The sequence below is a fragment of the Streptomyces sp. cmx-18-6 genome (assembly GCF_046548915.1).
Classification (GTDB): Bacteria; Actinomycetota; Actinomycetes; order Streptomycetales; family Streptomycetaceae; genus Streptomyces.
In genome coordinates this window covers 245783-259560 of record NZ_JAEBEP010000010.1, presented here as the reverse complement: position 1 = coordinate 259560, position 13778 = coordinate 245783, and the positions used below count along the sequence as shown (strand labels likewise).

At 71.5% G+C, this 13778-nt stretch carries 12 protein-coding genes; 5 read left to right on the top strand and 7 right to left on the bottom strand.

The features are described 5' to 3' along the window. Positions 1–234: 234 nt before the first annotated feature. Both ACLJPL_RS23925 and ACLJPL_RS23920 read right to left on the bottom strand, forming a co-directional pair. Positions 235–939, bottom strand: coding sequence for a DUF4230 domain-containing protein (locus ACLJPL_RS23925; protein ID WP_411082962.1), 705 nt, complete (start codon positions 937–939; stop codon positions 235–237). Between the two features lie 117 nt (positions 940–1056). Beyond that, positions 1057–1854: a VanZ family protein gene (locus tag ACLJPL_RS23920; protein WP_411082961.1), complete on the bottom strand. Its 798-nt coding sequence runs from the start codon at positions 1852–1854 to the stop codon at positions 1057–1059. Between the two features lie 97 nt (positions 1855–1951). Between ACLJPL_RS23920 and ACLJPL_RS23915 the strand changes: the two genes are divergently transcribed. Beyond that, positions 1952–2452, top strand: a complete 501-nt coding sequence (locus ACLJPL_RS23915) for a tetratricopeptide repeat protein (RefSeq protein ID WP_411082960.1) — start codon at positions 1952–1954, stop codon at positions 2450–2452. Positions 2453–2705: 253 nt separating this feature from the next. Here ACLJPL_RS23915 and ACLJPL_RS23910 read toward each other — a convergent pair whose 3' ends face one another. Further along, the gene (locus tag ACLJPL_RS23910) at positions 2706–2987 is read right to left on the bottom strand and encodes a type B 50S ribosomal protein L31 (RefSeq protein ID WP_411082959.1); all 282 of its coding nucleotides are present in this window, start codon (positions 2985–2987) and stop codon (positions 2706–2708) included. 82 nt (positions 2988–3069) lie between these two features. Then, on the bottom strand, positions 3070–3234 hold the full coding sequence (gene rpmG, locus ACLJPL_RS23905; protein ID WP_411082958.1) for a 50S ribosomal protein L33: 165 nt from the start codon (positions 3232–3234) through the stop codon (positions 3070–3072). A gap of 318 nt (positions 3235–3552) precedes the next feature. Between rpmG and ACLJPL_RS23900 the strand changes: the two genes are divergently transcribed. Beyond that, positions 3553–5022 (top strand): PP2C family protein-serine/threonine phosphatase, encoded by a 1470-nt coding sequence (locus ACLJPL_RS23900; RefSeq protein ID WP_411082957.1) that lies wholly within the window; start codon positions 3553–3555, stop codon positions 5020–5022. A 104-nt stretch (positions 5023–5126) separates the two neighbouring features. Here the strand turns inward: ACLJPL_RS23900 and ACLJPL_RS23895 are convergent, their stop codons facing one another. Beyond that, complete coding sequence (locus tag ACLJPL_RS23895; protein WP_411082956.1) at positions 5127–6623, bottom strand: hypothetical protein; 1497 nt, start codon at positions 6621–6623, stop codon at positions 5127–5129. 231 nt (positions 6624–6854) lie between these two features. Between ACLJPL_RS23895 and ACLJPL_RS23890 the strand changes: the two genes are divergently transcribed. The 3 genes from ACLJPL_RS23890 to ACLJPL_RS23880 all read left to right on the top strand — a co-directional run bounded on the left by ACLJPL_RS23890 (position 6855) and on the right by ACLJPL_RS23880 (position 11673). Further along, positions 6855–7991, top strand: coding sequence for an aminoglycoside phosphotransferase family protein (locus tag ACLJPL_RS23890; RefSeq protein ID WP_411082955.1), 1137 nt, complete (start codon positions 6855–6857; stop codon positions 7989–7991). Between the two features lie 525 nt (positions 7992–8516). Further along, a complete protein-coding gene (locus ACLJPL_RS23885; protein WP_411082954.1) occupies positions 8517–9203 on the top strand; it encodes a transglycosylase SLT domain-containing protein in 687 nt (228 codons plus the stop codon). A 256-nt stretch (positions 9204–9459) separates the two neighbouring features. After that, entirely contained in the window at positions 9460–11673 is a 2214-nt protein-coding gene (locus tag ACLJPL_RS23880; RefSeq protein WP_411082953.1) for a terpene synthase family protein, read from the top strand. 114 nt (positions 11674–11787) lie between these two features. Here the strand turns inward: ACLJPL_RS23880 and ACLJPL_RS23875 are convergent, their stop codons facing one another. Together ACLJPL_RS23875 and ACLJPL_RS23870 are read right to left on the bottom strand one after the other, a co-directional pair. Beyond that, complete coding sequence (locus ACLJPL_RS23875; RefSeq protein ID WP_411082952.1) at positions 11788–12345, bottom strand: TetR/AcrR family transcriptional regulator; 558 nt, start codon at positions 12343–12345, stop codon at positions 11788–11790. A gap of 78 nt (positions 12346–12423) precedes the next feature. After that, positions 12424–13674 carry an MFS transporter gene (locus ACLJPL_RS23870; protein WP_411082951.1) on the bottom strand — a complete coding sequence of 417 codons (1251 nt, stop codon included), beginning with the start codon at positions 13672–13674 and terminating at the stop codon, positions 12424–12426. Positions 13675–13778: the final 104 nt, after the last annotated feature.

Sequence of the window (13778 nt, the reverse complement as noted above, 5' to 3'; positions counted from 1 at the left end):
CGGCTTCGGCGGCGAGACCTCGCGAGTGTGGGGCCAACGAGGCGCGAAGGGCTGCAAATCCCTTGCCGGACAAGCCTGATGACAGGTGCCGGAAAGGTTTTGCACTTGGCCTAGACCATACTCATCGCCGCGTACGCGTCAAGGGAGAGGCGGGAGTGGCGGGACGGGTGCGAGCGGTACGAGGGGCGGGCCCGGACCCTGCTGAACGGCCTCCGGGCCCGCCCCTGGGGTCCGTCAGCCCTGGTCGTCGCCGTAGCGAACCGTCACGCGCTCGAACCCGAGGGAACCGAGCAGACCCTTGAGCATGTCGGCGGTGTTCTTCTCGGCGCGGGCCGTCAGCCCGCTCTCCTTCGCCGCCTCGCCGATGTGCTTGACGGCCAGCTGGTTGACCGCCTGTTCACTGCTCGGGTTGTCGGAGAAGAGGTCGCCGAGCCGGTCGAGGATGCCGCGCTGCTTGGAGACGGCGTAGGAGCGGTCCGGGTCGAGCGCCGGCTTGCCCAGCTTCGCGTGCGGCAACCGGATCTCGGCGGTCGTGCGGTCCTCGTTGACGACCACCCCGTTCTCGGTGACCTTCCCCAGGTCGACGGAGGCGCCCACGGTGCCCGCGCCGACGAAGAGGGTGCGGGTCCCGCGCACGGCGTCGGGCAGGAACTTCGCGTCCTTCTCCAGGTCGACGACGACCTGGAAGTTGCCCGAGGCCGCCTCGTACGCGCTCATGTCCTGGATCGACTTGAGGACCGCGGGACCGGACCGGTCGTGGGTCTTCTCCCCGAAGAGGCTGTCGAGGCCCGGCAGAAGACTGAGCCGGCCACCGGCGAACAGCAGGGCCATCACGGCCGCGCAGATGCCGAGAACCTTCAGCCAGCCCCGTCCGGGACGGGGTGCGCTCTTCTTCCCGCTCTGCGGGGCGGGGTGGGTCGTTGCGTCGCTGGACGTCATGGAGTGCGTGTGACCCGCCACGGCGGTTTCACTCCATCTCCCGTGTGAAACAGGCCAGTTCGATTACACGGACGCAGACGCACGAGGGGCCCGCCGAGACTCGGCGGGCCCCCGCGGTCAGCGCCTGCGGAGCCGGTCCAGCAAGGGGCGGCCGACGCCGGGAGGCGCGCCGCCATCCGCGCCGCGCCCGCCCGAACCGGTGGCCCTCTTCGCGCTCGCGCCGGTGCCGGATGCCGCCGTCGCCCGGGGCTTCGTCCTGGTCCGGTCGGCCCGCGAGGGCGGCGCGTCCTCGGTCCCGGCCTTGGCCCCGGACTCGGTCCCGGCCTTGGCGCCCGCCTTGGTACGGGACCGGGGCGCGGGCTTTCCGTCCGTCGTCGCGTCCGTGGGCTCCGGTCCGGTCCCGGGCCCGGCCGCACCGGCCCGGGGCGGGTGGGCGAAGGCGTGGTAGCGGTGGCTGATGCGGCGGCCGAGCAGGAAGTACCCGAGCAGGGCACCCGCCGTGTTGAGGATGACGTCGTCGATGTCGAAGGCGCGCCCGGTGACCAGGGCCCCCTGGATCAGTTCCACGACGATCATGGCGGCGGCGGTCAGCAGCGTCATGCTGACCACGCGCAGGCGGCGCGGCACGAGGAACGGCAGCAGCAGCCCGAAGGGCACGCCGAGCAGCACGTTTCCGCCCGCCTGCTTGCACGCGGCGAGGAAGGTGTAGTCCTCGGCGTACTGGCGCAGCGAGCGGCCCGGCCGCAGATTCGACGTCACGATGTCCGCGGAGGCCGGCGAGGGTGTGAGCGTCACTTTGGCCAGGAAGATGGAGAACACCACCAGCCCCAGCAATACCACCGTCAGGACGGTCACCCGCAACAGTACGCGTGCCCATGTCCCCTGCCCCGTACGGGCCTTCGCCTCTGAAGTCATGGCGGACGGATGCCCGCGCCGGGCCGGAAAACACCCGGGCGGGCGCCGGAGCCGCAAATAGTCCGGCCGCCCCGTGGCCGCCTGCGAGGATGGCCGCATGAGCACACGCGAGAAGAAGGACCTGCTGGCCGAGACCGACCGGCTCCGCGAGGAGGGCAGGCAGGAGGAGGCGCGCGAGCGACTGCTCGCCCTGACCGCCCGGTTCCCCGACGACGCGGAGGTGGCCTACCGGACCGCGTGCGTCCATGACGCCATGGGCCTGGAGACCGAGGCGGCGCCGTATTACGAACGCAGCCTGGCGGGCGCCGGGCTCGGGGCCGAGGACCGGCGGGGGGCGCTGCTGGGGCTGGGCAGTACGTACCGGGTGCTGGGGCGGTACGGGCAGGCCGTGGAGACGCTCGGCCGGGGCGTCGAGGAGTTCCCGGACGACGGTGCGCTCAAGACGTTCCTGGCGATGGCCCTGTTCCACACGGGCGAACACCACGAGGCGATGCGGCTGCTGCTGCGGCTGCTGGCGTCGACCAGTGACGACCGGCACGTCCAGCGGTACCGGTCGGCCATCGAGCACTACGCGAAGGATCTCCACGCGACGACGTGACCGGCGAACGCGGCCGGATACGGGGAAGCCCCGACCGGATCGGGGGAATCCGGCCGGGGCGGCTCTGCTGCGGAGGTGAAGGGCGGTCGCCTCTCGGCGGGAGCCTTGGGGACACTGTCCCCTCACGTCCACTTATAGATGAACGATAAACCATCTACCGCTCTTCCCGGGAACCCGCTCCCCCCGATGTGATCCACAGCACGGAATCATTGATTCCGGCCCTGGCCCCTCCCCCGGTGCGGGCCCGGTCCCGTCAGCTCCGGGGCGCGTCGCCGTCGCCGTGACGGCGGTCACCGGCGCCGAAGCGGCGATGGAACCGCTCGACGCGGCCGGCCGTGTCGAGCACCTGGCGGCCGCCGGTGTAGAACGGATGGCTCGCCGACGACGTCTCCACGTCGATGACGGGATAGACGTTGCCGTCCTCCCATGTCACGCGCTCGCCGGAGTCGGCGGTCGAGCGGGTGAGGAAGGCGGTGTCCGCGGCGCGGTCCCGGAAGACCACGAGGCGGGAGACGGGGTGGATGCGGGACTTCATGGATGCGTTCCTTCCTCACCGCGGATGGCGGTGGCGTACCGGGGACGAGTCTGCGCGGTGCGGCCGGTCCGGTTCCGCGCGGTCAGCGGGACTCGCGGAAGAGGACGTGCTGTCCGGCCGCGGAATCGAACTTGCGCAGCTCCAGCCGGTCGGGGCTGTTGCGGCGGTTCTTGCGGGTCACATAGGTACGGCCCGTTCCGGCAGTGGACCGGAGGGTCACGACGGGCCTGAGTTCGCTGCGCGCCATGGGCGCCTCCCGTGGTGTTCGACGATTCCACTCCCGTAGCGGGAATGGGATTCGTTTTCGTTCTGGTGTCATAACGCGGCGCCCCTCGTCGGCATTCCCGGCCCGGGTCACCCGGCGCGAGGCCGGTCGGCCTTCACAACAGCCTTGATACGTACGCCCGTTCGGGAAATCGTGACCCCGTATGGCCTATGGCATATGCCAGAAGCAACAACGTATCGAGTATTGCCAAACCTCTTACGGGTCGCCGCGGCCTGTGCCACAGTCGATGACGGTCCACCCCTGAGACCCGGCCGCGCCGCGCCTGTATCGGAGTACGAGATGCCGTCCCATCTGTTCGCGGACCGTCCCGCACCACAGCCTCCCGCGCACGATGCCGTCGACGCCCTGATCCACCGGACGCGGCAGCTGCGCGGAGACGTGGACACCGTGGGACGGAGCGTGGCGGAGGCCGAGGGGAACAGTTCGCAGGCGCGGTTGCAGCGTGCTCTGTGCGATCTGGCCGTTCAGCACCTGGACGACCTCGACGGGCGTCTGGGGCAGCTCAGGGCCGGCCTGCACGCCCGACGCGGTCAGGACGTCGGACCCCAGGACGGCCGCGGAACGACGGACGGCCCACCGGCCGACGCCGCGCGGTCCCGCGTCGGCAACGCGGAGTGGAACCTCCTCACCGACGAGGTGAGCTGGTCCGAGGAGCTGTACGAGATCTTCGGCCGGCCCCCCGGTTCCTCCCCGCTCTCACTGGACGACCTGCCGTCCGTACTGCTGCCGGAGGACCAGCCTCGGCTGACCTCCATGGTGACGGGCTGCCTGGTCGACGGGCGGCCCATGGACGGCGAGTTCCGCATCGTGCGCCCCGACGGCGAGGTGCGCACACTGCACATGACGGGCGAGCCGGTCCTCGACTCCGAGGGCTGCACCGCCGCCATGTGGGCCGTGCTCCGGGACGTCAGCGAGCTGCGGCACGGTGAGGAGACCGTAGACGGGAGCCGGGACACGGCACAGCCCGACGAGCACGACGAACGCACCCGGCGCTCCGAGCACCGGACGGCCGTGGAGCCCGAGCGGACGGTCCTGCCGCCGTGGCACGACCTCCTCCGTCTCCCGCAGCCCGCCCCCGGCGTTCTGGACATCGCCGCTCACTACCCCCCTTCCCCTTTCTCGTCGAGCGGCCTCATCGGCGACTGGTACGACGCGATGCGGCTGCCGGACGGCCGGACCCTGCTGGCCGCCGGCCGTCTCACCGGACGCGGCATGCCGGGCGCCCCTGACGTGGCGATGTTGCTGGGCGCGCTGCGCGGCATGGCCGTCGCCGGCATCGAGCCGGGCGCCCTGACGGGCCACCTCGACCAGCTCCTCCTTTCGTCGGCGGGGACCGCGCCGGGCAGCGCCCTGTGCTGCCGCTTCGACCCGGCCACCGGCGCCCTGTCCTGGGCGCGGGCGGGACACCCCGCGCCGCTGCTGTTCCGCGACGGAACGGCACGGCCGCTGCCGTCGCTGGACGGGGCACGGCTCACCACCACCCCTCGGGCGGCCTCCGAGACCGCCTCCGGGGCGGCCTTCGAGCAGGACGAGGTGCGGTTGCTCCCCGGCGACGTGCTGGTGCTGCACACCGGCGGACCCACGTCGCGCGGCGACCGGGGTGCGGGCCCGGAGGCACTGCTCGCCCTCGCCCCCCGCCTCGCACAGGCCCGCACGGCACAGGAGTGCGTACGGTGCGTGGTCGAGGAGTCGGGCGCGGCTGAACGCCTGGACGTCGGTTGCGTGCTGGTCGCCCGGGTCGGGGCGTGAGGAAGCGCGTAGGCGCGGGACGGTGTGAGACCTGCCGGGATGTCACGGTGGCAGGGTTACGGAACGGGTTCGGCGTCCGGTGAGCGACGCGGGCGGTACGGGGATCAGGCTTGCGCGCCCCTGGCCTTCTTGGCGGCCGGGCTGTGCGGGAGGGAGCGCTCGATCTGCTCCCGGAGGTCCTGGATCTTGCCGTAGCCCGCGAACTGGCCGGTGAGCCGGTACATCTCGCGCAGCCGGTCCCAGGTGCGGTGCGAGGAGGTCTCCCCCATCGACACCAGCGCCAACCGGGCGTAGCGGTCGGCCTGTTCGGGGTCGTTGGCGATGAAGCAGGCCGAGGCGAGCGAGATGTAGTCGAAGATCTTGGACCGCTGGCGTCCGTTGATCCGCAGTTCGAGGGCCTGTTTGGCGTGGCGCTGGGCGATGACCGCGACGGTCGGGTCGTGTTCGGCCAGGGTGCGGAACGCCAGCGCCTGCATGCCGTGCAGGTCCGCCTCGTCGAACATCTGCATCCAGCTCGGCGGCGGCACGTCGCTCTTGTCCGAGACGAAGAGCTCCTCCGCCTCGCCGAGCGTGCGCCGCATGGCCTGGCCCCGGCCCATGGATGCCTGCGCCCAGGCTTCGATGGTGCGCAGCATCGCCTGCGTACGGGGCAGGGTCGCGTCCCCGGAGCCGGATTTGGCGAGCTTCATCAGGTCCAGTGCGTCGTCGGGGCGGCCCAGGTGCACCATCTGGCGTGCCGCGCGGGAGAGGGCTTCGCCGGCGCGCGGCCGGTCACCGCCTTCCCTGGCCGCGTGGGCGGCGATGATGAAGTACTTCTGGGCGGTGGGTTCGAGGCCGACGTCGTGGGACATCCAGCCCGCGAGTACGGCGAGGTTGGCGGCAACGCCCCACAGGCGGCGCTGGAGGTGGTCGGGGTGGCGGTAGGCGAGCATGCCGCCCACCTCGTTGAGCTGGCCCACCACGGCCTTGCGCTGGAGTCCGCCGCCGTGGGAGGCGTCCCAGGCGCGGAACACGTCGACCGAGCGCTCCAGTGCCTCGATCTCGTCGGAGCCCACGGGCGCGGCTTCGTACCGGTCGAAGCCGGCGGGGTCGGCGTGCTGGGGATCGTTGGCGCGTGGAGCGTCGACCGCCGGGGCGGGGTTGCTGTGCAGCCAGTCGTACATGGGGCCGGCGATGGTTGAGCCGGCGGCGAGCGCGGCGCCCGCGCCCACCATGCCGCGTCGGTTGAGCATGAGGTCCATTCCCGTGAATTCGGTGAGGACCGCTGCCGTCCGCTCGGGCGCCCACGGCAGTTGATCGGGATCGTGTTCCGTCCCGGAGTCACGCCGTTTCCCCATACGCCCGCGTCGGCCGAACCCGAGGTCCTCGATGGTCACGACACGGCCGAGCCGCTCGGTGAACAGGGCTGCCAGCACTTCGGGCACGGGATCACGGGGGGATTCCCCCGTGTCGATCCAGCGCCTGACGCGCGAGGTGTCGGTGGCCAGTTGCGGGTGGCCCATGGCCGCCGCCTTCCGGTTCACCATTCTCGCGAGTTCACCCTTGGACCAGCCGGCCAGGCCGAACAGGTCGCAAAGGCGGGTGTTGGGTTCTCCGGTCACGTCAAGCCCCCAGGTTCTCGGCTGACTTGACACTAACCCCCTGTCAGATGCGCTGTGACTATTCGCCAGGGTTCGCCAGGGTCCGCCAGATGGTCTGCCACCCGCGCCCCGGTGTCAGGTAGGAAAGCGCCACCCCGCCCGGCAGCCCTAGGTACTCCCCAGGGTGCCGAACGGCCGTCGGCCGGGTTGGCGCACGTGACCTGTCGGCGCACGAAGGGATCTGTCTCGCCCATGTACACAGCATCGTCCTCCGTGTCCGCCCCTCCCCGGCCGCTCCGTCCCATGGGGACGGGCGGCGGGCCGTACCTCGCCCCTCATCCCGGTGCGCCGGCGCAGGGTCTGGGCCGGCCCCGGCGGGCGGCGGGACCGGGTGCCGGACCGCTCAGCGGGCGCATCGACCTCTCCGGGCCGCAGGGCGCGCAGGTGCGGATGGCCATCGCCTCCGTACAGCGCATCTGCCCCGAGTTCAATCCGGTGCAGGTCCTGCGGCGCAGCGGCCGTTCGGTCCTGATCGTCGGCACGACCGGGCGGGCCACCGCCGTGGCGAAGTGTTTACTGGACCACTCCCCCGCGTGGACGGAGCGGTTCCGGCACGAAATAGCGGCGTACCGCGCGTTCGTCCGGCACCGCCCCCCGGTTCGGGCGCCCCGGCTGATCGCAGCGGACCCGGAGAACTGCACGCTGGTGATCGAGCGGATGCCCGGCCGGGTGGCCGCGCTGACCCGGCACCCGGCGGAGGCCCCGCCGCGGGCCGACATCCGTGCCGTGCTCGGCGCGATCGCCCAGGTGAACGCCTGGCGGCCGCCGGCCGGACTGTTCGAGGCGCCGCTCGACTACGCCTCGCGGATCGCCCGCTACCACGAGCTCGGTCTCTTCACCGACCGTGATCTCGGTGACCTCCAGAAGCTGCTGCACGGTCTGGCCCACGCAGGCGGCCGTCACAGCATGGGCCAGTTCTGCCACGGTGACGCGCTGCTCTCCAACATCCTGCTGTCGCCGACCGGTCCCGTGCTGGTCGACTGGGAGCACGCGGGCTGGTATCTGCCGGGCTACGACCTGGCCACCCTGTGGTCGGTGCTCGGCAACGCGGTCGGCGCGCGACGCCAGATCAGCCAGCTGGCCCAGGCCAGGGGGCCGGCGGCGCGGGACGCGTTCCTGGTGAACCTGATGCTGGTGCTGACCCGGGAGATCCGAAACTACGAGACGGCCGTGCAGCGCACGATGCGCGAAGCGCCCTCGGTGAGCGCGGGCCAGGACCGGCCGGGCGCGCTCTCCTCCGGGGAGGAGCAGCGGTTGCTGCTGCGCAGGCTGCACGACGACTGCGCGATGGCGCGTCGGGCGGTGCGGGCGGCGGTCGGGACGCGCTGAGTCCGCGCGGCAACCGTCCGCCCCTGGGGCTCAGCGCGACCGCGCTGAGCCCCAGGGGCGGACGGGCGAGCGGCCGCGCGCCGAAGACCTGATGGAAGAAGGCCACTGCGAAGAGGAAGCGCGCTGCGGGACCGGTGCCGACACACCGGGCCCGCAGCGCGCTGTTCTGTGTGCCGCAGAACCGCTTCCCCGGGTGACCGGGTGCTGACCCAGCGCCACACCGGGGCGCCCGGCAGGTGAGGCATGCCACGAGACCCACGTCACCTACGACCTTCGGTAGTGGGCGCGACACCTCTCCCACCGTGCAATAAATCCCGCAAAACGACCATTCCCGCTCATCTCCTATTGAGGGTAGTAAAAGGGGTCATTGCCTCCTCCGTGGATGCCCGTTAACCATGGATTCCGGCAAGCACCGAGACCGAGCCTGCGACGAGCGCCCACCGGCGGCCGCAGACCTTCCCCCTCGGTCTCTGCTCACGCGGCGAACAGGCCGCCGATCCCGTCCCCAACAGGAAGAGCTCACGCATGCCCCGCACCATCCGCGTCACCCGCTCGCACAAGCTCGCCACCGCCGTGCTCGTCGCGGCCGGTTCGGTCACGGCCATCGCCGCGACCAGCGAGCAGAGCGACGCACAGCCCTCCGCCGCCCGGTCCTCCGTGGCCGTCGAGCCGGTCGCAGCGGCCGGTATCCCCACGGCGAAGGACGCGGCGGCCAAGAAGGCCGCCGAGGAGTCCGCGGCGAAGAAGGCCACCGCGAAGGAAGCCGCCGCGAAGAAGGCCGTGGCCGACCGCGAGGCCACCGCGCAGAAGGCCGCCGAGAAGGCGCGCTCCGAGAAGCAGGCCGCCAACCGTTCCACCGAGCGCAAGGCCGTCGCCGCGCCGAAGCAGTACAAGAACAACCTCGACGGCTGGATACGCGAGTCGCTCGACATCATGAAGAAGAAGAACATCCCCGGCTCGTACGAGGGGCTGCACCGCAACATCATGCGCGAGTCCAGCGGCAACCCGAACGCCGTCAACGACTGGGACATCAACGCCCGCAACGGCATCCCCTCCAAGGGTCTGCTCCAGGTGATCCAGCCCACCTTCGACGCCTACCACGTCAAGGGCACCCCGAAGAAGCTCACCGACCCGGTCGCCAACATCACCGCCGCCGCCAACTACGCCGCGGACCGGTACGGCACGATCGACAACGTCGACTCCGCCTACTGAGCGGACCCTGCAGCACGGGCCCGACCGAGGACGCCGGCTCGGGCCTCACCGAAGGTGCCGGCTCGGACCTCACCGAGGGACGCCGGCTCGGGCCTCACCGTTGGGGCCGATCCGGGACTCACTGAGGTCTCCGCCAGGGCCGCGATTATGTGACTAATGGCCGTTGTGCGTGCCTCGGATGGCCGAAGGGTAGGGCTGGCGCGGACACCACCGGTCCGCGCGGCCCCGCGCGGAGCCTTCTGGAAAGGCCACGCACATGGCACAGCCCTTCTCACTGCCGGACTTCTATGTTCCGTATCCGGCGCGGCTCAACCCTCATGTGGAGGCGGCGCGGGTCCACACCCGCCAATGGGCGCGCGGGATGGGGATGCTGGAGGGGTCCGGCGTCTGGGAGGAGAAGGACCTGGAGGCGCACGACTACGCCCTGCTCTGCGCCTATACCCACCCCGACTGCTCGGCCGAGGCGCTGTCCCTGGTGACCGACTGGTATGTGTGGGTCTTCTTCTTCGACGACCACTTCCTGGAGCTGTTCAAGCGCACGCCCGACCGTGAGGGCGCCAAGCGGTATCTCGACCGGCTCCCCGCCTTCATGCCGATGGAGCGCGGGGCGGCGACCCCGGAGCCGGAGAACCCCGTCGAGGCGGGTCTCGCCGATCTGTGGACCCGGACGATCCCCGCGATGTCCGACGCCTGGCGGGCCCGGTTCGCGGAGGCGACGGAGAACCTCCTCAACGAGTCGCTGTGGGAGCTCGCCAACATCAACGAGGGCCGCATCGCCAATCCCGTCGAGTACATCGAGATGCGCCGCAAGGTCGGCGGCGCGCCCTGGTCGGCCGGGCTCGTGGAGTACGCGGCCGATGCCGAGGTCCCGGCCGAAGTGGCCGACGCCCGTCCGCTGCGCGTCCTGCGCGACGCCTTCTCCGACGGGGTCCACCTGCGCAACGACCTCTTCTCGTACCAGCGCGAGGTCGAGGAGGAGGGCGAGAACAGCAACGGGGTGCTGGTCCTGGAGAAGTTCCTCGGCTGCTCCACACAGGAAGCGGCCGAGGCCGTCAACGACCTGCTGACCTCACGGCTCCATCAGTTCGAGAACACCGCCCTCACCGAACTGGGCCCGCTCTGCGCGGAGAAGGGCCTCGATCCGGCGCGGACCGCGTCCGTCCTCGCGTACGTCAAGGGGCTCCAGGACTGGCAGTCCGGCGGCCATGAGTGGCACATGCGCTCCAGCCGGTACATGAACGGCGGCGGGGCCGGCGAGGCGGTGGCGGGCTTCGGCATGTCCGCCGCCTCGATCAGGTTCACGCCGCGTTCGGAGACGGCCCGGGCCCGCAGCCACAGCCACCGGCCCCACCAGCACGTCGGCCCCTCGATCGTCCCCGATCTCAAGCTGCCGTTCGGCACGACCCTGAGCCCGCACCTGGAGGGCGCCAGGGTCCGGCTGGTCGACTGGGCGCACCGGATGGGCATCCTGGAGGCGCAGCCCGGAGTGCCGGGTTCGCACATCTGGGACGAGGAGCGGCTCCTCGCGATCGACCTCCCCCTCTGCGCGGCGGGCATCCATCCGGACGCCGCACCGGACGAGCTGGACATCTCCTCCGGCTGGCTGGCCTGGGGTACGTACGGTGACGACTGGTTCCCCGTGGTGCACGGGCGGACCAGGGACCTGGCCGGGGCCCGGCTGGCCAACGAGCGGCTCTCCCTCTTCATGCCGCTGGACGGCGAGGGGACTCCCGAGCCGGTGAACGCGCTGGAGCGGTCGCTGGGCGACCTGTGGCACCGGACGGCGGAGCCGATGGACCCGGGGGCGCGGCGCACCTTCCGGACCGCGATCGAGTCGATGACGGAGAGCTGGCTGTGGGAGCTGGCCAACCAGGCGCAGAACCGTATCCCCGATCCGGTCGACTACGTCGAGATGCGGCGGGCGACCTTCGGTTCGGACCTGACGATGAGCCTGTGCCGGCTCGCACACCGCCGGAAGGTGCCCGAGGCGGTCTACCGCAGTGGCCCCATGCGGTCGCTGGAGAACGCCGCCGCGGACTACGCGTGCCTGCTGAACGACCTGTTCTCGTACCAGAAGGAGATCGAGTACGAGGGCGAGGTGCACAACGGCGTCCTGGTCGTGCAGAACTTCTTCGGCGTCGACTATCCAACGGGCGTGGCGATCGTGCACGACCTGATGAACTCCCGGCTGCGGCAGTTCCTGCATGTGGCGGAGGTCGAACTGCCGGTTCTGTACGACGACTTCGACCTGGACGCCGAGGCGCGGGAGGTACTGGCGGGCTATGTGCAGGAGCTCAAGCACTGGCTCGCGGGCATCCTGATCTGGCACCGGGGCTGCCGCCGGTACCGCGAGGAGGACCTACGGCGCGGGCACGGCGCGCCCTGGCGCCTGAGCGGCCCCACGGGGCTCGGCACCTCAGCGGCCCAGGTGACGCGCCTGATGGCGGAACTGGCGGGCAGCAGGGCGTAGTTCAGGGCTCTGCGAAAGACCTGCCGGAAATGCGGCCGCCGGTGGCGCGGCCCGTCGTGAGAAGGTCACGGCGGGCCGTGGCCGCTCGTGCGCGGGGCTCCTGGCCCAGGGGCCTCAGAGCAGAACGTGCCGGAGCACCGCCTCGAACTCCGCCGCGGTCGGCGGTGTGTCGGTCAGCAGCCCCTGAAGGAGCAGGCCGTCGACGACGCCTTTGAAGACCTGCACCCGGACCGGGTCCCGTGTGTAGCGGTGGGCGTACCCGGCGATGGCGTCCAGCCAGTGTCCGGTGGACGTGCGCAGCTCCGGACGGCGGGCGGCGAGGAGGTAGAGCTCGTACTCGGCGAGCAGCCGGTCCGGACCGGACACGACCTCGGCGAGCAGCTCGGCGAGGGCGGTGAGGCCCTCGGGGCTGCCGTCCGCGTCCTCGGCCAGGCGGCGCATCCGTTCGGCGTCCTGGTCCATACAGGCGGTGAGCGCGGCGGTGAGCAGGTCGTCGATGCTCTTGAAGTAGTAGGCGGCGGCGGTGGCGGGCTGGTTCGCCTCGCGTGCCACCGCCCGGTGGCTGACGCCTGCGACGCCCTCGCGGGCGACCACCCGGAGGGTGGCCTCGATGAGTTCCCGCCGCCGCAGTTCGCCCTTGAGGAGGCGTCCGTCTGTCCGCGGTGTGTGCATCGTGCCCTCCGGGCGTCGTGGTCGGAGCGGGGCGGGGACGGCGGGCCGTCCCCTTCCCGGTGGTGCGGGGCCCGGCGTCTACCGGGCGGACTTCGCCCGCCCTTCGTCGGCCGCCCGGTCGGCGGACGCTTCGGCGGCCCCCCGCAGGCGTCGGTCCAGGGGGCGCTGGGCGATCAGCGCCAGCAGCACCGTCGCGCCGCCCGCCGCGATCGCGACCGTGAACCCGCCGGAGGGGCCGAAGCGGTCGACCATGCCGCCCGACACCGAAGCGCCGAGCGCCACGCCGACGCTGAGGCCGGTGATCGCCCAGGTCATCCCCTCGGTGAGGACGGCCGGCGGCACCGTCCTCTCCACCAGTCCCATCACCACGATCATGGTAGGCGCGAAGAAGAGGCCGGAGAAGAAGACGGCGGCGGAGAGGGTGGCGATATCGCCGACGAGCAGCAGCGGGAGCGTCGTCAGGGCGGTGCCGGCCGTGCTCAGGAGCAGAAGCCGGGGCAGCGGTGTGGTGAGCCTGAGTGCGCCGAAGACCAGTCCGGACCCGGCCGAGCCGACCGCGTAGACGGAGAGGACGATGCCCGCACCGGCCGGTGAGCCCTGCTCCTCGGCGAACGCGACGCTGACCACGTCGACGGTTCCGACGATCGTGCCGCCCGCGACGAGGGTGAGGGCCAGCAGGACGAGCGGCCCGCCGCGCAGCGCCGAGGTGCTGCGGGCATCGTGCGCGGACGGCTGGATCACCGGCGGTTCGGTGCGCTTCTGCGGTACGAACATGAGCACGCCGAGGGTGAGCAGCGCCGCCGCCGCCAGCGGGCCCGCCTCCGGGAACCATGCGGTGCTCAGCGCGACCGCGAGGGCGGGTCCGACCACGAAGGTGAGTTCGTCGACGACCGATTCCAGCGAGTAGGCCGTGTGCAGCCGGTCGGAGCCCCGGTGGATGTGGGTCCAGCGGGCGCGGACCATGGCGGCCATGTTGGGCATCGTGCCGGCCGCCAGCGCGCTGACGAACAGCGTCCAGACGGGAGCGTCGTAGCGGGCGCAGAGGAGCAGTACGCCCATGGCGACGACGCTGAGTCCGGTGGCGGGCAGCAGCACCCTGCCCTGGCCGCGCCGGTCGACCAGCCGGGAGATCCGGGGGCCGCAGAGGGCCATGGAGAGGGTGAAGGCGGCGGAGACGGCTCCCGCCAGACCGTAGTCCCCTCGCATCTGGGACAGCATCGCGATGATGCCGATGCCTGCCATCGAGAGCGGCATACGGGCGACGAAGCCCGCGGCGGAGAAGGCCACGGAGCCCGGCGCCGTGAAGAGGGCGCCGTAGGGGTTGGCCATGGGAGGGACCTCCGGACGGGAAGGGGGGAAGGAAGCCGAAAGAAACTGAACGAGCGCTACACATTGAACACTCGTTACATTTTCTTACCGTAGCCGCTCCCCTG